The 21,543-nt window shown below is 69.9% G+C and carries 16 protein-coding genes; 2 read left to right on the top strand and 14 right to left on the bottom strand.

Going from position 1 to position 21,543, the window contains the following annotated elements; translation table 11 throughout:
* Nucleotide 1: 1 nt before the first annotated feature.
* The 14 genes from BHS09_RS33730 to BHS09_RS33665 all read right to left on the bottom strand — a co-directional run bounded on the left by BHS09_RS33730 (nucleotide 2) and on the right by BHS09_RS33665 (nucleotide 19,296).
* Nucleotides 2-3,217, bottom strand: coding sequence for a glycoside hydrolase family 2 TIM barrel-domain containing protein (locus tag BHS09_RS33730; RefSeq protein ID WP_140800092.1), 3,216 nt, complete (start codon nucleotides 3,215-3,217; stop codon nucleotides 2-4).
* Nucleotides 3,214-4,584: a GH1 family beta-glucosidase gene (locus tag BHS09_RS33725; protein WP_140800091.1), complete on the bottom strand. Its 1,371-nt coding sequence runs from the start codon at nucleotides 4,582-4,584 to the stop codon at nucleotides 3,214-3,216. Before BHS09_RS33725 ends, BHS09_RS33730 begins: the two co-directional genes overlap by 4 nt.
* Complete coding sequence (locus tag BHS09_RS33720; protein ID WP_140795478.1) at nucleotides 4,565-5,560, bottom strand: ABC transporter ATP-binding protein; 996 nt, start codon at nucleotides 5,558-5,560, stop codon at nucleotides 4,565-4,567. Before BHS09_RS33720 ends, BHS09_RS33725 begins: the two co-directional genes overlap by 20 nt.
* Before the next feature lie 121 nt (nucleotides 5,561-5,681).
* Complete coding sequence (locus BHS09_RS33715; protein WP_140800090.1) at nucleotides 5,682-7,442, bottom strand: dipeptide/oligopeptide/nickel ABC transporter permease/ATP-binding protein; 1,761 nt, start codon at nucleotides 7,440-7,442, stop codon at nucleotides 5,682-5,684.
* Nucleotides 7,435-8,415: an ABC transporter permease gene (locus BHS09_RS33710; protein ID WP_140800089.1), complete on the bottom strand. Its 981-nt coding sequence runs from the start codon at nucleotides 8,413-8,415 to the stop codon at nucleotides 7,435-7,437. The genes BHS09_RS33715 and BHS09_RS33710 overlap by 8 nt, the downstream gene beginning before the upstream one ends.
* Before the next feature lie 5 nt (nucleotides 8,416-8,420).
* Nucleotides 8,421-10,061 (bottom strand): ABC transporter substrate-binding protein, encoded by a 1,641-nt coding sequence (locus BHS09_RS33705; protein ID WP_140800088.1) that lies wholly within the window; start codon nucleotides 10,059-10,061, stop codon nucleotides 8,421-8,423.
* Nucleotides 10,058-10,912 carry a glycoside hydrolase family 16 protein gene (locus BHS09_RS33700; protein WP_140800087.1) on the bottom strand — a complete coding sequence of 285 codons (855 nt, stop codon included), beginning with the start codon at nucleotides 10,910-10,912 and terminating at the stop codon, nucleotides 10,058-10,060. Before BHS09_RS33700 ends, BHS09_RS33705 begins: the two co-directional genes overlap by 4 nt.
* On the bottom strand, nucleotides 10,909-12,135 hold the full coding sequence (locus BHS09_RS33695) for an ROK family transcriptional regulator (RefSeq protein ID WP_140795473.1): 1,227 nt from the start codon (nucleotides 12,133-12,135) through the stop codon (nucleotides 10,909-10,911). The genes BHS09_RS33700 and BHS09_RS33695 overlap by 4 nt, the downstream gene beginning before the upstream one ends.
* Nucleotides 12,136-12,175: 40 nt before the next feature.
* Nucleotides 12,176-12,931: a hypothetical protein gene (locus BHS09_RS33690; protein WP_140800086.1), complete on the bottom strand. Its 756-nt coding sequence runs from the start codon at nucleotides 12,929-12,931 to the stop codon at nucleotides 12,176-12,178.
* A 272-nt stretch (nucleotides 12,932-13,203) separates the two neighbouring features.
* A complete protein-coding gene (locus BHS09_RS33685; protein ID WP_140800085.1) occupies nucleotides 13,204-15,213 on the bottom strand; it encodes a TonB-dependent receptor plug domain-containing protein in 2,010 nt (669 codons plus the stop codon).
* A gap of 53 nt (nucleotides 15,214-15,266) precedes the next feature.
* Nucleotides 15,267-16,343 carry a PEGA domain-containing protein gene (locus BHS09_RS33680; RefSeq protein WP_140800084.1) on the bottom strand — a complete coding sequence of 359 codons (1,077 nt, stop codon included), beginning with the start codon at nucleotides 16,341-16,343 and terminating at the stop codon, nucleotides 15,267-15,269.
* 42 nt (nucleotides 16,344-16,385) lie between these two features.
* Nucleotides 16,386-17,564 carry a serine/threonine-protein kinase gene (locus BHS09_RS33675; RefSeq protein ID WP_140795469.1) on the bottom strand — a complete coding sequence of 393 codons (1,179 nt, stop codon included), beginning with the start codon at nucleotides 17,562-17,564 and terminating at the stop codon, nucleotides 16,386-16,388.
* A gap of 117 nt (nucleotides 17,565-17,681) precedes the next feature.
* Complete coding sequence (locus BHS09_RS33670; protein ID WP_140800083.1) at nucleotides 17,682-18,404, bottom strand: imm11 family protein; 723 nt, start codon at nucleotides 18,402-18,404, stop codon at nucleotides 17,682-17,684.
* 184 nt (nucleotides 18,405-18,588) lie between these two features.
* Nucleotides 18,589-19,296 carry a metallophosphoesterase family protein gene (locus BHS09_RS33665; protein WP_140795467.1) on the bottom strand — a complete coding sequence of 236 codons (708 nt, stop codon included), beginning with the start codon at nucleotides 19,294-19,296 and terminating at the stop codon, nucleotides 18,589-18,591.
* Between the two features lie 344 nt (nucleotides 19,297-19,640).
* On the opposite strand from BHS09_RS33665, the gene BHS09_RS33660 reads away from it, so the two are divergent.
* Together BHS09_RS33660 and BHS09_RS33655 are read left to right on the top strand one after the other, a co-directional pair.
* Nucleotides 19,641-20,606 (top strand): SPFH domain-containing protein, encoded by a 966-nt coding sequence (locus BHS09_RS33660; RefSeq protein WP_140800082.1) that lies wholly within the window; start codon nucleotides 19,641-19,643, stop codon nucleotides 20,604-20,606.
* 16 nt (nucleotides 20,607-20,622) lie between these two features.
* Entirely contained in the window at nucleotides 20,623-21,543 is a 921-nt protein-coding gene (locus BHS09_RS33655; protein ID WP_140800081.1) for a diacylglycerol kinase catalytic domain-containing protein, read from the top strand.

The raw sequence follows: 21,543 nt of genomic DNA, 5'->3' as shown, positions 1-21,543 counted from the left end.
GTTAGAGAGACAGGATGGCATACGCGCCCACCTCGAATTCGCGGCCTTCGAGTCCCTGGTCGAGCGCCGTCGCACTGAGTCCTTCCGAGTACTGGTCCAGCATGCGCACCAGGCCGCGCAGGCCGAAGCGCGTCGTCACCGTTCCCATCACCGGACGCTTGAGGCCGTAGGACAGGTCTCCGCCGAGCTGGATGGGGTAGGTGAGGTTGAAGACGCGGTGGTAGTCGTACGGGCCCCAGTTGTTGAAGTGGAGCTGGGTGGTCAGCATCAGCGTGTCCCACAACACGGAGGCATCCACGCCGAAGCGCCTCACCTGCCGGTTGTCCTCGCCGGAGGACTGGTTGCTGCCGGCGAAGGCGGCGCCGAAGATTTTCAGCCGCTGCATCGGGTTGGTCACCACTCGCAGCGTGGCCTCCCATTCGTCCCGGGCGGACGGCGCGTTGCCGAAGGCCACCATGCTGCCGTCCGCGAGGATGGCGATGCCCGCGTCGCGAGATGTTGGTTGTCGCCGGTACACCAGGTCCAGACCCGCGGCGAAGGGCGCGTCCTCGCGCATGTCGCGGTCCCACTGCCAGAACCAGGTGCCGGGCGTGGGGTCGAAGGTGAGGAGCAGCTCGGCGCCCAGCGTCTCGCGGTTGTCCAGGACGGTGAAGGCATCCACCAGCACGTTGCGCGGACGCACGCCGGCGAAGTACCGCCCCGACTCCGGGTCGAACGCGTCCTCGATGCGTGGGTTGGGCCCGATGAGGGGCTTCTGGTACAGCAGGTTGGGCGACACCTGGAACGCGCTGCCGACCTGCACCACCGCGCCGGCCTGTCCGCCGAAGTGGTTGCCACGGCCGCTCTCGCGCAGGCTCCAGCCCGTCAGCAGGATGCCCTGCTCCGGACCGCCGTCCGCCACCAGACCGCGGTAGGAACCCTGGATGAACGTGCGCACCGCGCCCAGGTCATAGGTGAGGCGTGCCTTGGCACCCAGGGTGTCGAGCATCCGGATTTCATCCCGCATCACTTCGTAGCCGCTGTTGAGATAGCTGGGGCCGTCCGTGGGGCGAGACCAGGTGAACTCCTCGCCCACGCGCTGCGGGGCCGCGAGGATGCCGCCCACCTCCAGCGCCATGGGCCCCTTCGTCCAGCCGAGCGACAGCGTCGACCTGCGCGCCACGCGCTCACGGATGACCGAGGCGGTGAGCTGGGTGGAGCCCCGGGCGATGTCCTCCTGGTGCATCAGCGTCAGCGTCACCGGCCCCACGTTCCGCCGGTACTTGGCGACGATGGACGGGTTGGCACCCCAGTAGAGCTCCGGGCCCACCGCCACCTTGAGGCCCTCCAGGTTGTTCTTCCCGGTGAAGACGACGCCGAAGGGGGCGTTGCCCTTGTAGATGTCCAGCGCGGGGCCGTAGTTCGCCTCACGGTACAGGCCGAAGAAGTCGCCCTCCTCGCCCCAGTGGTAGTGGGCGGTGCGGTAGAAGCCCTCGAGTTGGAAGTCCGCGCGGTCCAGCTTGAACTCGGCCTGGTACAGCGCGAGCCGGTCCAGGCCGAGCGGTTGCTGTCCCGCCGGGTTGCCCACGCCGGGTACGGGGGCCTGGCCCGCGCCGCCGTTGGCCGTGGCGGGCGCGGGGGGCGTGCCGCGGTTCTCATAGAAGATGTTGTTGAGGCGGTTCTGCGCCACGTTGCCCACGACGTTGAACGAGGCGCGCCCGTACACGCCCGAGGTCGGCTGGAGCGCAAGGTCGAAGAAGACAGACTCCGTGTGGTCCGCGGCCACCTGGTTGGGCCGCACCGTGGCGATGCTCCCGCGCGACAGCGAGCTGTCCATCATCAGGCGCAGGTTGGAGACGCGCACCGCGCTGAGGTCATCCGCCCGGGCCAGCGCGATGGACGACTCATAGCCGCGTGACATCTCCGTGGGGCGGATGGACGCGAAGTGCTCGCGGATGGTGTCGGGGGTGGTGGTGGGGGCGTACGGGTCCATGCGGAAGGCCGCCTGGAGGACGTAGTACGCGGTGCGCGGTTGGATGCGCGCGATGCCGGCCTCGTCCTCGGGGCCCAGCGCGCAGATGCCGAACCACTCCTCGTTCATGTTGTTCTGGCCCGGCACGAAGTCGGATTCGTATCCGCCGTTGGGCCAGGACGCGGTGGTGTCGTGGATGGAGAGGTTGGCCTCCTGGTTGTACTTCCACCAGCCGTCCACCCACTGGAACACGAAGCCGCCCAGGGCGTTCTGCGCGCGGCCCTGTCCGTAGGCCTGGGAGTAGATTTCCTCCCACTGCTTGCGCAGGTATTCGGCCTGCGCCAGGTGGTCCTCGCGGCCGGCCTTGGCGTCGTAGGCGTCCGCGCCGAACTCGGTGAACATGACGGGCTTGTTCAGCTTGCGCAGCACCTCGTCGAACAAGTCACGGGCGGAGGGGCCGCGGTAGACGTTGGAGCCCAGGATGTCCAATTCGGGCATCAGCCGCGCGATGAGGTCGATGTACTGGAGGTCACCGTTGGCGATGGAGACGGGGTGCAGCGTGTCGCGCTTCTTGATGGTCCGGACCGCCTCGCCCATCAGCGAGTAGAGGTGCTCCGCGCGGGCGGTGTCCTCCTGACCGGGCAGCGCCTCGATTTCGAAGCTGGTCCAGTGCAGGCCGTAGTTGTTCTCGTTGCCCAGCATCCACATCAGCACGCCGGGCACGTCCCGGTACTTCTCCACCTTCTGCGCCAGGTCGTTGAGCAGCGCGCGGCGGTGGTTCGGGTTGGAGTAGTCCGTGTTCGGCACCATGACGCCGTCCACGTTCGTGCCGTAGCGGCCCATCAGCGGGTTCACCACGGTGTAGATGCCGTAGTTCTTGTGGATGTACGTCACCCACTGCGGCGGGATGTCGTCGAACTGCCGGATGGCGTTGACGCCCATGTCGCGCAGCAGCGTCATCTCGCGGTGCAGCACCGCGCGGATGAAGTCCTCCTTCTGCGTCCACAGCGAGTACCGGTAGTTCTCTCCAATGGGCGTGTAGCCCCAGTTCATGCCGAGGATGGGGAAGTCCCGGCCGTTGACCTGGAGTTTGAAGCCGCGCTCGTCCTGGTGGACGCGGACCGCCTGCGCCGCCGCGTTGACGGTGACGGGGGACACCCGCACCACCGGCGCGTCCGACGGAGGCGGGGGCGTCTCCGGCCCGCTGGGCGGCGGCACCTGACCCAGTGTGAGCGCGAGGCTGGTGACGAGGACGAGGGCGTTCACGCGGCGAGCTCCACATCCAGCCCGTTCTTCTCCACCAGGGCCTTGTAGAGGTGAGCGCTGTCCTTCGGGATGCGGCGCTGCGAGTCGTAGTCCACGTAGACCATGCCGAAGCGCTTCTGGTAGCCGAAGGCCCACTCGAAGTTGTCCATCAGCGACCAGGCGAAGTAGCCCGCCAGCGGCACGCCCTGGTGGATGGCCTCCAGTGACGCCTCCAGGTGCGAGCGCAGGTACGCCACGCGCTTGTCGTCATGTACCTGGCCGTCCTCGCTGGGGCCGGTGGCGTAGGCGCACCCGTTCTCAGTGATGTAGAGGGGGCCGGGCTGGTAGTGGGTGTGCAGGTGCACGAGCAGCCGAGTGAGGGCGGGGGCGTACACCTCCCAGTCCATGTCGGTGCGCTCGGGCTCGGGGTGCACGGTGCGCGGCGCGTTCTGCGACTCCGGGATGCGGTCGCTGCGCATGATGGCGCGCGAGTAGTAGTTGATGCCCAGGAAGTCGGTGGGGACGGCGATGGCGGCCATGTCGCCGTCACGAACGAAGGGCAGCGTGGACGAGGCGAGGTGCCCGTCCTTCACGTAGTCCTCCACCACGTCCTTCGGGTAGCCGCGGCCGTAGAGCGGGTCCAGGAACCAGCGGTTGAAGCTGCCGTCATGGCGGCGGCACGCCTCCGCGTCCTCGGGGCTGGGAGACGCGGGCTCCGCGGGCGACAGGTTGAGGGTGATGCCCACCTCGGCGTCCTTCACGTTGGCGCGGATGACGGGCACCGCCTGGCCGTGGGACAGCAGCGTGTGGTGCGCGGTGGCCAGCACCTCGCCCCAGTTCTTGTGACCGGGGGCGTGTTCGCCGTTGCCGTAGCCGAGCACGCTGATGCACCAGGGCTCGTTGTGGGTAATCCACCGCTTTACGCGGTCGCCCAGCTTGCGGCTCATCACGTCGGCGTACTCGACGAAGGCGCTCGCGGTGTCGCGGGAAGGCCAGCCGCCCAGGTCCTGGAGCGCCTGGGGCAAATCCCAATGGTAGAGCGTGACGAAGGGCTCGATGCCCGCGTCCAGCAGCCCGTCCACCAGCCGCGAGTAGAAGTCCAGGCCCGCGGCATTCACGGCGCCGCGCCCGGTGGGAAGCACGCGGGGCCAGGCCACGGAGAAGCGGTAGGACTTCACGCCCAGCCAGCGCAGCAGCGCCACGTCTTCGCGCCAGCGGTGGTAGTGGTCGCACGCGACCTTGCCGTCCGAACCGTCGCTGATTTTGCCAGGGGTGGCGGCGAAGCGGTCCCAGATGGACTCACCGCGCCCATCGGCGCTGGTGGCGCCCTCAATCTGGAAGGCGGAGGTGGCCACACCCCACAGGAAGTCATTGGGGAACTGCCGCATTGTCGGAGGCTCCTTTCGAGGATTCGAGATGGCAGCGGACCGTGTGGGCCGCGCCGTGGACGTGAGAGGGGGGGAGGGTGTCGTGGCAGCGCGCGTCCGCATGGGGACAGCGGGGCGCGAAGGGACAGCCGAACACCGGCATGGGGCCCGTGGCGGGCCGCACCGGCAGCGGGGTGTTGAGGAAGTCCGCGCCATCCGGCACGGCGGACAGGAGCAGCCGGGTGTATGGGTGCCGGGGCGCGGCGAGTACGTCCGCTGTCCTGCCGGACTCCACGACGCTGCCCGCGTACAGCACCAGGACGCGGTCGGCCAGGTGGCGCGCGCTGGCCAGGTCGTGGGTGATGAAGAGGATGCCGATGCCGCGCTCGCGCGTCAGACCGCGTAGCAGTTGGAGCACGCCCCGGCGCGTGGACACGTCCAGCATGGAGGTGGGCTCGTCCGCGATGATGACGTCCGGCTCCACGGCCAGCGCGCGCGCCACGGCCACGCGTTGCCGCTGGCCGCCGGACAGCTCATGCGGGTAGCGCCGCGCCAACTGCTCCGCGGGCGTCAGGCCCACGGACTCCAGCAGGGCGTGGACGCGGTCCTTGAGTCCGGCGCGTGTAGCCCGGCCATGGCGCAGCAGCGGGCGCTCCAGGTGATGGGCCACGGTGTGGACGGGGTTGAGTGAGGCGAAGGGGTCTTGGAAGACCATCTGCACGCGGCCCCGGTACGCGAGCGATGCGCCGCCGCGCTCCAGGGTGAGCACGTCCTCGCCGCCCAGCCGCAGGCTGCCGGCATCCGGCGTGTCCAGCCGCGCCAGCACCCGGGCCAGGGTGGACTTGCCGCTGCCGGACTCGCCCACCAGCGCGACGATTTCTCCGCGCTCCAAGGTGAAGGACACGCGGTTGAGCAAGGTGCGGCGCGAACGGGAGAGGAAGCCGCCCACGGGCACCGTGCGCAGCAGCTCCGTGGCCTCCAGCAGCGGGGCGCTCATCGGCCACCTTCCAGGTGAGCGTCGGTCGCCGAGGCGCGCAGGGTGGGCGCCAGCGTCAGGCGCGTTGCCCGTTGGGCACCGGTCGCGCTCAGCGGCAGGTTGGCTGGCATGGCGAGCCGTTTCATCGTCCACCCCCCTGCGCCGCGGCCTGGGCCACCGTGCGCTCCGAGCCCGCCAGCGTCACGTCCGCCGGCACCAGCGCGTCCGCCGCGCTCAGGTGAGGGAAGGAGGACAGCAGCAGGCGCGTGTACGGGTGGCGTGCCTCCGTGCGCAGGCGCTCGGCGGTGTCCACCTCCACCAGCTTGCCACCCTGGAGGACGCCGACGCGGTCCGACAGCGCGAGCAGCAGTGGCAGGTCATGGGTGATGAAGAGCACCGCGAAGCCCAGCCGCTGCTTCAGCTCCAGCACACGCTGGAGCAGCTCCTTCTGCACCACGACGTCCAGCGCCGTGGTGGGCTCGTCCATCACCACCAGCTTCGGCTCCAGGGCCAGCGCCAGGGCGATGCCCACGCGCTGCCGCATGCCACCGGAGAGCTGGTGCGGCCACGCGTCCACCAACTGAGGCGCCAGCCCCACCATGGCCAGCAGCTCCCGCGCGCGCGCATGGGCCGCGGCGCGGGTGGTCCGCCCATGGGCGGCGAGGGTGTCGTGGAACTGGTCCCCCAGCGTGAGCACCGGGTTGAGCGCGCTCATCGCGCTCTGGAAGACCATGGACACCTGGCTCCAGCGGTACGCGCGCAGCGCGGTTTCATCCAGCGCGGTGACGTCCGTGCCATCCAGGATGATGCGGCCCTGCGTGATGCTGGCGGCCGGAGGCAGCAGGCGCAGCAGCGCGTAGCCCAGCGTCGACTTGCCGCTGCCGGACTCACCCGCAAGTCCGAACACCTCACCGGGCGCGATGTCGAAGGACACCGAGTCCACCACCCGCGCGGGCCCACGCTCCGTGGCGTACTCGATGCACACGTCCCGGATGCTCAGCAGGGCGCCGGACGGCGGCGCCGCGTCCGCCGAGGAGGACCGCGTCGTGCGCACGGCGGTGGTCGCCACCGGAGGCGCCTTCAGTGCCGGGTTGGTCACCTCGTCGATGGCGGAGCTGAGCAGCGTCAGCGAGAAGCCGACCAGCGCGATGCACAGACCGGTGGGCACGAAGACCCACCAGGAGCGCGTCAGCAGCGCCGCGTCGTTGCCGGCCCAGTAGAGGTTGGTGCCCCACGTCACCGCGCCCACGTCGCCCAGGCCGAGGAACTCCAGGCCCACCTGCGCGCCCACCGCGTAGAGCGTGTTGCCGATGAACGACGAGCCCAGCAGCGACGCCATGTTGGGCAGCAGCTCCCGGACGACGATGCGCGAGCGGCTCTCCCCCGCGACGAACGCGGCGGAGACGAAGTCCCGGTTGCGCAGGGCCATGGCCTCGGCGCGGAAGACGCGCGCGTTCCAGGCCCAGCCGGCCAGCGACAGCACCACCACCATGCGGAAGGGGCCGGAGGGCAGGTAGGCGCCCAGGACGATGGCCAGCGGCAGGCCGGGGATGACGAGGAAGACGTTGGTGGTGAGCGTCAGCACGTCATCCACGCGGCGGCCCAGGTACCCGGACGTCACGCCGATGAGCGCGCCCATGAGCGTGACGAGCGCGCCCACCGCGAAGCCGATGGCCAGCGTCTCACGCGCGCCCACCACCGTCTGCGCCAGCACGTCCTGCCCCTGGCCCGTGGTGCCGAACCAGTGCGCGGAGGAGGGTGGCTGGTGGGGACGGCCCACCAGCTCCGTGGGGTCCATCACCAGCCAGGGCCCGAGGAGCGCGAGCACGATGAAGCCCAGCAGAATGCTCACGCCCACCGCCGCCTTGCGTTGGCGCAGCAGCCGTCGAAGAAGGTCACGCATGGGCGCGGGTCCTCGGGTCCAGCCACAGACACAGCAGGTCCACGGCGAAGTTCGCGGCGAGCACGGCGAAGGTGATGGTCAGGAAGAGCCCCTGCATCAGGGGGTAGTCCTGGTTGCGCACGGCCAGGATGAGCAGGTAGCCGGTGCCCGGGTACGAGAAGACAATCTCCGTCAGCAGCGAGCCGCTCAGCACGAAGCCCAGCGCCATGCCGAAGCCAGTGACATTGGGCAAAAGCGCGTTGCGCGCGGCGTAGCGCAGCATCACCTGCCGGGGCGGCAGTCCCTTCGCGTGCGCCAGCCGGAGTGTGTCCGTGCCCAGCGTGGCCACCATGGTGTTGCGCATGCTCAGCATCCACCCGCCCAGCGTGGCCACGACGATGGAGGCCGCGGGCAGGAAGGCGTGCCGCGCCACGTCCGCCGCGAAGGTGAAGGACAGCGCCGGCTCCAGGTCGTGCGAGTACGCGTGCCGCAGCGGGAACCAGCCGAGCCCGAACCCGAAGAGGTACAGGGCCAGCATGGCCAGCCAGAAGTAGGGGAAGGCCCCCAGGAAGGCGAGCGCCGGGGCCACCGTCGCGTCCAGCCACCCGCCGCGGTTCCACGCGGCCAGCACGCCCAGCATGGAGCCCAGCGTGAAGCTGATGATGACCGCGCACCCGGCCAGCCCCAGCGTCCACAGCAGGCCGGTGCCAATCACCTCGGACACGCGCGCGGGGTAGTACGCGTAGGACAGGCCCAAATCGCCGCGCAGCAGGTGCTTCAGGTACGTGGCGTACTGCACGTACCAGGGGGCCTCCGTGAAGCCGAAGGCGGCACGCAGCGCCACCATGGCCTCGGGCTGCACGCGGCCCTCGAAGCGCGCGAACATGGCGGACGCCGGGTCGCCGGGCGCCAGCCGGGGGATGACGAAGTTGAGCGTCAGCGACGCCCAGGCCGCCAGCAGGTAGAAGCCCAACCTCCGCAGGACGTAGGCCATGGCTCTCAGGGCTCCCGCGGGGCGAGCGACGTCAGCACCAGCAGGCTGTCGGGCTCGGCATGGGGGGACAGGCGCGCGTAGGGGTTCTGCTCGGTGGGAAAGCCGGTGAAGCGCCGCGAGTTGGACTCGCCCCAGGACGGGTTGGGGAAGAGGGGGATGGACGGCGCCAGCTCGGAGTAGCGCCGCTGCACCGCCGCCATCAGCGCGCGCTGCTCGTCCTCGGCGTCTGTGCGCTCGAAGCGCGTCAGCAGCTCGTCTGCTTCCTCATCGCCGAAGCGGTGCCAGTTGGACGCGGCCACCTCGCCCACCGGGCGCACGGTGCGCGGGGACAGCTGCCACTTGTAGAAGGTGTACGGCGTGGGGCCGTCCAGGGACCAGGAGATGGCCAGCTGGAACTCGCCCTTCTGGAGCCGCGCGTACCACGCGCCGAACTCGTAGGTGCGCAATTGCGCCTGCACGCCCAGCTTCCGCAAGTCCCTCGCGACCACCTGCCCGGCGCGCACCCAGTCGGACCAGCCGCCCACCACCTCGATGTCCAGCGCGAGCGGCTGGCCATCCGCCTTGCGCCTCAGCCCGTCTGGACCTTCCTTCAAGCCCGCCTCGTCCAGCAGCCGCTTCGCCGCCTCCAGGTCGTGCTTCACCCAAGCACCCTGGGCCGCGTCCGCGTCGCGCCACGCGGCGTACGCGTCGTTGAGCGCGGTGGCGTCCGCCGGCCGCGTGTAGCCGTACATGGCGATCTCCACCAGCCGCTCGCGGTCCAGCGCCATGCTCAGCGCCTTGCGCACGCGCACGTCGTCCAGCGGCGGCAGGGTGGTGTTGGGGTAGAGGAAGACGGTGCTGCCGTAGAGTGGGAACCAGCGGCCATGGTGCGCCGGGTCCCTGGCGACGAAGGTGCGGTCCACGGCGGGGACAAAGTTGCCCGCCCAGTCCACTTCCCCCTCCACCAGCGCCAGGTTGGCCTGGTCATTGGTGGGGAAGGCCAGGAAGCGCAGCGCGGAGACGGCGGGCTTGCCGGGCTGCCAGTAGTGCGGATTGCGGCCCAGCTCGTAGACCTGGTTGCGGAAGACGGTGACCTCGGTGAAGGGCCCGGTGGCCACCGGCCGCGGGTTGGTGAACGTCACCGGGTCCGCCACCTTCTCCCAGACGTGCCGGGGGACGATGGGCTGCTGCGCCAGCTCCGCGAAGCCGGGGATGTAGATGCGGGAGAATTGGAAGGCCACCGTGTGCGCGTCCTCCGCGCGCACGTCCTCCACGAAGCGCCACACGCCGCCCGCGTCCAGCGCCGCGTGCTGTTTGAGCAACTGGAAGGTGAAGGCCACGTCGTCCGCGGTGAAGGGCCTTCCGTCGGACCAGCGCACGCCGGGGCGGAGGGCGAAGCGCAGCGTGCGGCGGTCCTCGGACCACGCGTGGCCGGTGGCCAGCCAGGGCGTCCACTGGCCCACCGCGGGGCTGAAGATTTCAAGGCACTCGTAGACGCCCGCACGCGTGGGCCAACGAGAGCCCGCGCCCGCGAACAGCGGGTTGAAGTTGCGCACCCAGGCGCTCTGTTGCTCCACGGAGACGAACAGCACTCCGGGCGGCCGCGGGCGGGGTTCCACCTTGCAGGCCACCAGCAGGAGTGTCAGCGCCCAGAGCGCGACCCTCACGTGGGCCTCGCGTAGACGCGGACGTAGTCCACCTTCATCTGCTGCGGGAACACCGTGTCCCGGCCCACCGGGCCCACGAAGTTTCCACCCACCGCGACGTTGAGGATGATGAATTGGGGCTGGTCGAACACCCAGCGGGCGCCCTCGGGGAGCTGGGCGGGCGTCGCCTCGAAGAAGGTGGTGCCGTCCAGGAACCAGCGGATGCGGTTCGGCTCCCACTCCACCGCGTAGACGTGGAAGTCCTCGTTCAGCCGGACGCCGCTGACGACGTAGTCCTGGCCGAGGTTGTTGCCGGCGGAGTACCCCGGCCCGTGCAGCGAGCCCCGGAGGATGGACGGCAGCTGGCCCCGGTACTCCATGATGTCGATTTCGCCGCACTCCGGCCAATCGACGCTGTTGATGTTCGCGCCGAGCATCCAGAAGGCGGGCCAGATGCCGCGGCCCACGGGCAGCTGGATGCGCGCCTCGATGCGGCCATACGTGGTTTCGTAGCGGCCCTGCGTCCGGATGCGCCCGGAGGTGTAGTCCCGGCCGTTGTAGCGCTCGCGGCGCGCGGTGATGACCAGGTTGCCGGCGCCGTCATGCGCGGTGTTCTCGGTCCGGTCGGTGTTGAACTCCTGCTGCTCGTTCCCCCAGCCGTGTCCCCCTACGTCGTGCACCCACCGTTCGGGTGAGGGCGGCGTCCCCTCCGGTCCATCGAACTCGTCCTGCCACACCAACTCCCAGTCCGTGCTGGGCTGCGGGTTGGTGAGGGGCGGCGGGGTGCCAGGGCGGTTCACCCGGTTGGCGGCCGGGTCACAGGCGAGGCCCGTCAGGGCCAGGGCCACGGGGAGGAGGCGCTGGAGCGTCATGCAGGTTTGCCTATGTGTTGGAGGGGGAAGAGGGTTCGGTCACGCAGCGCCGCCTGGAGCACCAGGGTGGCCGCGCCCACGGCAATGGCGCGGTCTCCCAGCGCGGAGGTGACGATGCGCGTCTCCGCCATGGAGGTGGACAGCGCCCGCTTGCGCACCGACGCGCGAAGCGGGTCCAGCAGCAGGTCTCCCACCGACGAGATTTCACCGCCGAGCACGACGATGGCGGGGTTGAGCAGGTTCAGCAGACCGGCCACGGCGATGCCCAGGTAGTGCCCGAGCCCGTCGATGACCTGACGCGCGGCCGGCTCACCCGCCCGCGCGCCTTCCACCAGCTCGCGCACCGTGAGGGCGCGCTTGTCCTTGCGGCCCATCAGCTCCCGCGCCCGTTCCAGCAGGGCCGCGGACCCGATGAGCGTGACGAGGCAGCCGCGCAGGCCGCACACGCACTGCGGGCCGGAGGAGTCCACCGCCATGTGGCTGATTTCGCCCGCGGTGCCGCCAGCGCCACGGTAGACGTCGCCGTGGATGATGTGGCCGGAGCCGATGCCCGTGGCCAGCTTGATGTACGCCAGGTCCTCGCCGTTGACGCCCGCGCCCCAGTAGCACTCCGACAGCGCGCCCAGGTTCGCGTCGTTGTCCACGAACACCGGCAGGCCGAACGCGCTCCGCAGGGACTCCTGCACGTCGTAGTCGCGCCAGGCCGGCACCAGCAGCGGGGACAGCTTTCCGGGCGCGGCCGGGTGGACGGGACTGGGCACGGCGATGCCCATGCCTGCCACAGAGCGGCGCGGTACGCGTTCGGCGTCCAGGACCTCCTGGACCAGCTCGCGCACCTTCTGGAGCGTGCCCTTGGGGTCCTCACGGACGGCATGGCTGGCGTGCCGGTACGCGCGCACCCGTCCTCGGAGGTCGGTGAGCGCGGCCGTCACGTGGGTGGCGCCCATCTCCACGCCGATGAGGCTGAACGCGTCATCGCAGAAGCCGATGAGGGTGGGGCGACGGCCGCCCCGGGACACGCCGGCGCCAATGCTGCGCACCAGGCCGGAGCGCTCCAGGTCCGCCACGATGGCGGAGACGGTCGACGGACTCAGCTCCGTCCGCCGGGCGATTTCCGCCCGGGAAATCTGGCGCTCGCGCCAGATCATGTTGAGCAGCAGGCTGCTGTTCTGCGCGCGCATGCCCGCCGCATCGACCGTCGTCACCGCCGTTCCCACTCGCATCGTCCTCTCGCTCCGTTCCGCCGCGAGGATGGGGTGGGTGTCAGTGCCAGTGGATGTCGTCGATGAAGAAGACGAGCGGAGTCGTCCTCCCAGCAGCGGTCCATCCGAAGCCACCCACCACCTGTCCATACCGGACGCGGCTGATGTCGATTGTGTACTGGGTCGGGGTGGTGGTGAGCGCCACGTTCTCGACTTTCGCCTCGAAACCGTCAGCGGAGTTCATCCCCACCATGAAGGAGACGACTTCGCCGCCCTCCGTGCCCCAGGCGTAGAAGGACACGGTGTTGGCGCCGTCCGGGACGCTGAAGCCGGGCTGGGTTCCCCAGTTGCCTTCCGGATACTGCCAGTACACGCCCGCCCAGCCGTCTAAACCAGGCGTCCAGGTGAACTTGTGGCAGGCTCCCCGCTGCGAACCCGCCCGCCCAGGCAGACACTCGGTGCCGTCGTAGGTGACGCCGCCCCGCGCGCCGTCGCCCATGTAGCCGCTGGGAATCCAGGTGCCGTCCACGGCCAGCGGCAGCGTGGGGACGGTACCGGCGTCTTCCTCGGTACCGGCGTCGGGCTCGGTGCCCGCGTCCGGCTCCGTGCCGGCGTCAGTCTGCGTGCCCGAGTCCGGCGGCGTACCAGAGTCCGGCGGGGTGCCTGAGTCAGGCTGCGTACCTGAATCCGGGGTTTGCTGTCCTGCGTCAGGCGTTGGCGTGGGGTCCTCTTCAGGGTCACATCCCGCCACCAGACCAGACACCGCGAAAACGCCCGCCGCCACCCACGCCCACGCGAAACGCTTGTTCGGATGCATGCGCTGCCCTCCACGGCTGGAAGACTTCGTTCTCACTGCGAAGAAACCAGGGTGCTTCGGGAGTCGCCGTTCACTGTTGCGGCGCGTCGGAAATGCGTGGAGCAGCCGCGAACGAACGCGAGTTCTTTCGAGTGGCGAAGAAAGTACCAGCGAGAATCCGGTGATTGCAAGTCTGTGACAGTCCATTCCCCGTGACGCATTGCTTCAAAGCCAGACGGCCCACCCTCCGGAGGGAAGGTGGGCCGTGCCGGACGTCAGGTTTGGACGTGCTGCTATTCGTCGCTGACAGGGTCCAGCAGGTAGCTGACGCGCACCATGAACTCGCGAGAGAAGACAGGCATGGGCGCGTGGCCGCCGTTGTAGGGCTGGGCGATGCGAAAGTTCGTGCCGGTCAGGTTGTAGACGCCCGCGCCAATCTCCAGCCCGCGCGTGCCTACGTCCTGCGCGCGCACGAAGAGGTTGAGCAGCAGCTGCGTGGGCAACTCCTCCACCGCCGCGTTGCCCTCGTCATCCGGCGCGTCCACGGCGTAGCGCTTGCCCACGAGGACGGCGGTGGGGCTGACGGTGAGCCAGGGCAGCACCTTGATGCTGCCGGTGAGCGCGGCCTTGTGCGTGGGCATGCCCGTGAAGGCGTTGGGCTGTCCGGGGACCTGGTAGTCCTCCACGTCATTGCGGCCTGACGGCGTGTAGAATGAATAGTTGAGGGCGGCGCGGCCCCAGCTTCCACGCACGTGGTAGTCCAGCTCGACGCCGCGGCTGCCCAGGCGCCCGAGGTTCCGGTAGGCCTCCGTGTTCGTCACCGCGTCGTATGAATAGATGATGGGGTCCGCCACGCCCATGTCGAAGGCGTTGGCGCTCAGCGCGTGGCCTTCTCCCATGCGCAGCGTGCCCTCCAGCTCGAGCACGGTGGTGCGCTCGGGCCGGACGTCGGCGCCCAGGCTGATGTTCTCGATGCTCGGCGCGCGGAAGGCGCGGCTGAACAGGGCCTTGCCGCTGAAGGGACCGAAGCTGCGCAGCAGCACCAGCCGAGGCACGAAGGACTCACCGAAGGCGCTGTGGTTCTCCACGCGCGCGCCCGCCACCACGTTGACGAACGGATTGACGGAGAAGGCCTCCACGAAGCCCGCCAGATTCACGTAGGAGACGCTGTCGGCCTCCTCGGGGCCGAAGCCCGTCTGGAGGCCCACGCCCACCGGGCCGTTGACCCGCCCCTGGTCGGACGTCACGTCCACACCGCCGGTGAGCTGCAGCCAGTCCAGCGCCGCCCAGCGCGCCAGCGTCCGCCCTCGCAGGCGCAGCACCTGCTTGTCGTAGAAGAAGGGCGACCCCTGGTCCGAGTCACTGAAGGGCTTGGAGAAGGTGAGGTTGAGGCGGGGGATGATTTCCACCCGCTCGTCCGGGCGGAACCTGTCGCTCAGCTCCGCGTGCAGGGACTCGAAGTGGGTGGGCGCGGGCGCTTCCAACACCTCGTCGAAGGCGACGATGGCGGAGGTGCCATAGCGCTGGTACAGCACGCTGAGCTGCAGGTCCTTGTAGCCCACGCCCGCCTGCACCATCGTCGGGTCCAGCCGCGAGTTGCCACCCAGCTGCGCGGAGTTGCCGAAGAAGTCCTGGAAGACGCCGCTGCTGCGCTGGGCCTGCGACAGTCCGGCGGACGCGAAGATGCTCAGGCCCGGCGCGGACTCGAACACCTTGCGGCCGGAGACGGTGAGCCCCCGCCGGCCGTGCACGCTGCCCATCTGCCCGTACATGCCGGACACCATCAGGTCAGTGCTGCCCTGGACGCCGCGCGTGACGACGTTGATGACGGCGAGCTCCGCGTTGCCGCCGTAGATGACGGAGCCGGGGCCGCGCACCACTTCGATGCGTTCGATGAGCTCGATGGGGAACTCGTTGCCCAACTGCATCGTGGAGTAGAGCTGCTCGTTCATCTCCTTGCCGTCCACGACGAGCAGCACCTTGCCCTCGTAGCCCCACAGGCCGCGGAAGCCGGGGCCGACCGCGCCCTGGGTGTCCACGCCGAAGAAGAAGCCCGGAATCTGCAGCAGCAGGTCCATCAAGTCGCGGGCGCCGGAGTTGCGAATCTCCTCCGCGTTCATCGCCGTGACGACGGCGGGGGACTCCTGGAGCCGGGTGACGGCGAAGGAGGCCACCTGGCTGTGAACCTCCGGCTCCTCGTCACCCAGGTTCCCCGCGTCGGTGTCCTGGGCGAGCGCGGGACTGGCGCACAGGAGGAGCAGGGCTCTGATTGAAGGTTCGGACCACCTACGGCAGCGGCGCATATCGACCTCGATGCGGAAAGGGAGCGCGGCTCGCCGCGCGAACGGCCTTCAGGTCAGCGGATGCGGACGGCGGTGCTCTGGTCCGCCACGACGTCGACGGTGAGCTTCCGCTTCACCACGCCATTGACGCGGACCTCCAGGCGCGCGGGCCCCGCGGGAAGTCCCTGGGCGACGAGCGGCGGGAAGCCATACGGCCGGTTGTTGATCCACACCTCGCCGTAGAGGCCGGGAGACGTCACATCCAGGCGGCCCTTGCCCGTCGCCGTGGGGGCGGCGGTGGCCACGGACGGCTCGGCGGTGGGAGGCGATTCGGCGCGCGCCGCGGTGGCAGCGGGGCTGGTGGCCGCGGGCGCTGCGGGAGGCGGCGACTCCACGGGAGCCGGTACGGTCGCCGAGGGCCTTGGCGCGAGAGCGAGCTCGGCGGTGAGGTCGCGGTTGAGGGAGCGCACGTCATCCTCGCCCAACTCCACCGTCTCCTCGGCCAGCGTGCGCTCACCCTGCGCGAGCGCCACGCGGTACGTCCCCGCGCGCAGCGGCAGCCGCGCCGGCGTGAGGTCCATGGGCTTGCCGTCCACCCGCACCATCAGCCCGGGGGGCGTGGACGTCACCAGCAGCAATCCGCCGCGTGTCTCGTCCGCGGAAGTGGACTCCTGGCGAGGCTGAGCCCGGGCCGTACCGCGCGCTGGACGCGTGCGCTGGACGGAGCGGGTGGGCGCCGGCGTGGGCTCGCGTTGGGCACGGGCCTGCTCGCCTTGCTGACGCGCCTGCTCTCGCGTTCGCAATTCGGCCGCGATGCGCAGCAGCTCCACGAGGTCGCCCTGGTCGCCCTTGCGCAGCCGCAGCGCCTCCGTGAAGTCGGAGACGGCCGCGTCGTAGTCGCGGTCCTCCAGCGCGGCCAGGCCCGCGGCGCGGCGGGCCCGGGCCAGGCCCTCGTTCGGGTCCTCTCCCGGTGGTTCCGCGGGCGCGGTGGGCGGCGGGGTGGTGAGCGGCGGGGTGGTGGGCGTGCGGGTGATGGCGTCCGGCGTGGCCTCGGGGGCGCTGTCGCGCCGGCTGCGCACCACGCGGTAGGCCACCGCGTTGGCGGCGAGCGTGCCTAGGATGATGACGGCAATCCACGTCTTCTGTTTCATCAGGGTCTCGTTGCCGCGCCGTCAGCGCCGGGCGGCAACCGCTCAGGGGGCCAGTAACCAGAACAGCGCTGTGCCCACGGCCGCGCAGCCCGCGGCCAGGGCGATTCCCCACGGAAAGCCTTGGGTGCCCGTGTCGAGCGGCGCCTCCACGGCGCCATGCGCCCGCGTGGCGGCGGAGGTGCTGCTCAGCTCTCGCTTGGGCTCGGCGCTGGGGGCGGGCGTCCGGCCCGTGGCGGAGTTGCTGCCATGGGAGGTGCTGGAGGCGGGCAGCGCGGTGGGCGGCTGGCCCGTGATGCCGGGGGGAAACAGCTCGGCGACGAGCGCCGCCATCTCATGCGTTCCCGACGCCCACTGCTGGGCAGCGCGGAAGCGCTCCAGGTCATCGCGCAGCTCCCGGGCGCTCTGGTAGCGCGCGGCGGGGTCCTTCTGCAGCAGCCGGAGGAGGACGCGCTCCAGCTCCGAGGGGAAGTCGGGCGTCCCCTCCGACGGCGGCGGCACGTTTGCCTGGGACGCGGCCATGATGGTGGCCTCCAGCGTGTCGCGCTTGAACAGGCGGCGCCCGGTGGCGGCCTCGTAGAGGACGATGCCCAGCGAATACAGGTCGGAGCGGTGGTCCAGCTCCTTGCTGGTGATCTGCTCCGGGGACATGTACGGGTACTTGCCCTTCACCACCCCGGCGACGGTGCGCTCCGCGTTGACGGCGCTCTTCACGATGCCGAAGTCCGCCAGCTTGATGATGCCGTCGCGTGACACCAGCACGTTGCCCGGCGTGACGTCGCGGTGCACCAGCTTGAGGGGCGTTCCGTCCGGCAGCGTCTTCGCGTGCGCGTACGCGAGCGCGTCCGCCACCGCGAGCCCCACGTCCACCGCCACCCGAGTCCCCACCACCCGGCCGCTTCGGATCGCCTGCCGCAGCAACCGGTCCAACGAGTGTCCCTGAATCCACTCCATGGCCAGGTAGTACTGGCCGTCCACCCGCCCGAAGTCGAAGACCTGCACGATGTTCGGGTGCGTCAGCAGCGCGGCGACCTTCGCCTCGTCCGCGAACATGCGGCTGAACGACTCCAGGCTGGCGTACTCCGGCAGGACGCGCTTGATGACGCAGGACTTGGAGAACCCGTCGGGTCCGTCGATGGAGGCCAGATAGAGCTGGGCCATCCCGCCGGTCGCCAGCTGCTGGACAAGCCGGTACTTGCCGAAAGAGCTGTCCTCGTTATCCAACGCCGTCCCCAGGTATTTGCTGGAAAACGAGGAAGATATTGTTAGTGCTCCTACCTCACAAGTTTCCAGCCAGGTGGCAACTCTGTTGCAACCGCAAGGGCTGGAGGCGGCGTGGGCTCAGCGGCGCTTGGGCCGGGACTTCTTGGAGGCTGTCTTCTTCCGGCGGGGCTTGCGCGGCGGCTTCGTCACCTCTGCGAAGCGCGCGCCGGCGATGCCGGCATGCTCCAGGGCCTCCTTGATGCCCTCGGACACGATGAGGCTCACCGGCCAGCCCCAGGTGCGGAACACCCGGGCGCCGTTCGTCTTCGTGGCATCGACCCGGAGTCCACGGACGTTGCGGTAGTGCCCCACGCGCTCGGGGAGTCCGTCCTCGGCGGTGTAGTGGATGACCTCCTCGCAGGCCCGGTCGTCGATGCAGCGCACCAGCCGGGTGGCGACGAGGATGAAGTGGGGCTCGTCGCGGTCCTCCACCTCCACTGGCAGCAGTTGCACGTCATCGGGGGCCAGCTCCCGGAAGACGGAGGCCACCCGCGCGGAGACGACGGGGGTGAGCCCCGCGCCCGCGAGCGAGAAGTCCAGCGGCAGTCCGGGCGGCGTCACCGCCACGCGCAGCTTGCCCATGCTCCGCACCCGGGTGCCGGAGGTGAAGAGCCAGACGGAGTCCAGCTTCCGGCGGACATCCACCGCCACCGGGTCGCTCAGCTCGGGCCGGCCGGGGATGCGGAAGTCGTCGTGGAGGTCGAAGTAGCGCGCCAGCCGGGTGGTGCGTGATGGTGACCGGCGCGCGGCCGGCTTCTTCGTCCGGGGCCGGCCGTCAGCGGGCACGTCTGAAAGGAGCATCTGCCGGGGGGCACCCGGCGTGGGGCCGGGGCCTCTTGTCGGGGAGCGTCGCGTCAGGACGCGGAGCGCCTCGGTGAGCCGCCTGAACATTCGCCAATGTTACTTCCCCCGCCCGCGGTATGGGGGAGGAAGAAGCGGTGGACCGGGCTCCCTGCCGCCTTCCTGCCCGCCCGCGGCCCGGCGGCTACCAGGTGGTGTGCAGCGAGTAGCTCGCGGCGCGGGTGTCCAGGCTGAGGAAGGAGAACTGCCCCTCCGAGCACGTGCCGCTGTTGAGGAACAGCTTGCTGCCGTGCTCCACCCGCAGGCCCAGGTGGGTGTGGCCGGTGACGACGACGTCCGCGTGATGCGCGTTGGCCCGCGCCATGGCCCAGCGCTGGAAGGTGCACCGCGCCGGGTCCGGCAGCGCGTTGGTGATTTTCAAGTCCAGCGCCTGGAACCAGCGGAACATCGCCCGCATCCGCATCCGCCGCAGCCACGCCCCGGCCCACACCGCCGCCTCCGACAGCAGGCGCGCCTTGCGAATCATCCAGTCGTGATGGTGTCCGTGGGTGAACAGCATCCGCACGCCGTCCGCCTCCAGAATCATCTGGTCGGGCGCCCCCAGCACGGTGCCCGCCACCAGGTCGTGGTTGCCGTGGATGTAGTGGTAGCGCGGCAGCTCGAAGCGCCGGACGATTTCCGGATGCGCCGCGCGGGCCGCCAGCAGCTCGGCCACCTTCCGTCCCGGCGTGCGCGGGGTGAGCGTTTCGAAGATGTCCCCCAACAGCACGATGTGCTCGAAGTTGCCTTCCAAGAAACGGAGGAACCGCAGGAAGCCGGAGTCGTCGTGCCCGAAGTGGTCGGCGGCATCACGCCGCCCGAGATGTAGGTCCGAAATCACCGCGATCCGCATGCGCTCTCCCAAAGTGCCCTGGAAAGGTAGGGGCTGCGTGCGGCAGCGGAATGGTCGGTGCGCGAAAATCTCGCTGCAACCGGATGCCATTCGTGTGTCGCCACGATGCACCTTTCCTCTTGGCCCGGCATCAATGAAGCCAGATCCGGGGCTCTCGCCACCCTGCGCACGACCGGCGCATTCGTCCATGAGACCTGTGTGCTTTGTGTCGCAACGCGGATGAACCGCGTTTCGGCACCGGACATCCGTGGGCCCGCACCTCGCGCTTCCGCACATTGACTTGAAATCGTGTCCATTTGACACTAACTAGGTGTTCTAAAGACACGAAGCGGGACGGAGGGCCCATGGTCATCGGCTACATGAAGGCGGCACCGACGACGTACGTGATGCGGTTCGAGGCGGGAAAGGTGGTCCGGGAGGGGGCGGGGCTCTCGTTCTTCTACTGGAAGCCGTCGGCGACGTTGGTGTCGGTGCCGCTGTCCAGCGCGGACGTGCCCTTCGTGTTCAACGAGGTGACGCGGGACTTCCAGGCGGTGACGCTGCAAGGGCAGCTCACGTGGCGGGTGACGGACCCGCGCCGGCTTGCATCGTTGCTGGACTACTCATTGGGCCCCACGGGGCGCTACCACTCGGACGACCCGGAGAAGCTCGAGGAGCGGCTGGTGCAGGTGGCGCAGGTGCGGGCGCGCTCGGTGGTGCAGGGGCTGACGCTGCGCGAGGTGCTGGTGCGCTCGGACGCCATTGAGCAGCAGGTGCTCGCGGCCCTGGCCGTGGCGGAGCCGGTGAAGGCGCTGGGCGTGGAGGTCATGGCCTTCTCGCTGCTGTCGGTGAAGCCGGCGCCGGAGATGGCGCGGGCGCTGGAGGCCGAGGCGCGCGAGGCGCTGCAACGCAACGCGGATGAGGCCATCTACGCGCGCCGCAACGCCGCGGTGGAGCAGGAGCGGCGCATCAAGGAGAGCGAGCTGGCCACGGAGCTGGCGGTGGAGGCGCGGCAGCGGCAGATTCGCGAGGCGAAGATGGCCGCGGACATCGCGGTGGAGGAGCAGCGCGCCGCGCTGATGACGCGCTGGAGCGACAACGAGCGGCAGGCCGCGGATGCCCGCGCGTACGCGCTGGAGAAGACGCTGGCGCCCGTGCGTGGGGTGGACTGGAAGACGCTGATGGCCACGTCCGCGGGTGGTGGGGACCCGGCGCTCAACATCGCCCTGGCCTTCCGGGAGATGGCGGAGAACGCGCAGCGCATCGGCGAGCTGAACGTGTCGCCGGACCTCCTGCGCTCGCTGGTGGGCGCGACGGGCCGCGAGCGCTGAGGCCGGGGAGGGGACTATGTACGAGAAAATCGTGCTCGTCACCCGCCGCACGCGCATGGCGGGCCTGGTGGAGCGCTTCAACACCAAGAAGCAGGCGAAGTTCTACGTGGAGCAAGCGGGGCAGGACTTCGATGAGTTCACCCGCGAGGACGAAACCTATCGGTGCAACGTGGACTCGCTGCGGGAGTCGCTGTCCTTCGGGCTGCCGGTGCAGCAGGTGGACCGGAGCCTGGTGCCCACCTTCCTCTTCACCGGCAAGGAGGTGGTGGTCGTCGCGGGGCAGGACGGGCTGGTGGCGAACGTGGCGAAGTACGTGGGGGAGCAGCCGCTGGTGGGCGTGAATCCGGACCCGGAGCGCTTCGACGGCGTGCTGTTGCCCCATTCGGTTTCGGGGGCGCGCGGGGCGGTGCGGCGCGTGTTGGAGGGCAAGGCGGCCTTCAAGCGCGTGACGTTGGCGGAGGCGCGTTTGGATGACGGGCAGCGGCTGCTGGCCTTCAATGACTTGTTCATCGGGGCGCGCTCCCACGTGTCCGCGCGCTACCGGCTGCGCACCGGGGACCAGGAGGAGTCCCAGTCCTCCAGCGGCGTGGTGGTGTCCACGGGCGCGGGCGCCACCGGGTGGCTGTCGTCCATCTTCAACCTGGCGCGAGGCGTGACGGCCCATGCGGGTGGGGTGCCGTGCGCGCCCGTGCGCCTGGGCTGGGAGGACCCGCAGCTGATTTTCGTGGTGCGCGAGCCCTTCGCCAGCCGTCACTCGGGCGCCAGCCTGGTGATGGGCGACGTGACGGAGGAGCGCGAGCTGGTGCTGGAGTCGCGGATGGCGTCGGAGGGCGTCATCTTCAGCGACGGCGTGGAGGAGGACTTCCTCCGCTTCGGCGCGGGTGCCACCGCTCGCATCCGCCCCGCGCGGCAGCGTGCCATGTTGGTGGCGGGCTGA

This window comes from Myxococcus xanthus (assembly GCF_006402735.1).
GTDB lineage: Bacteria > Myxococcota > Myxococcia > Myxococcales > Myxococcaceae > Myxococcus > Myxococcus xanthus_A.
Note: the sequence above shows the minus strand (reverse complement) of the source record. Positions and strands in the feature narration are given on the sequence as shown.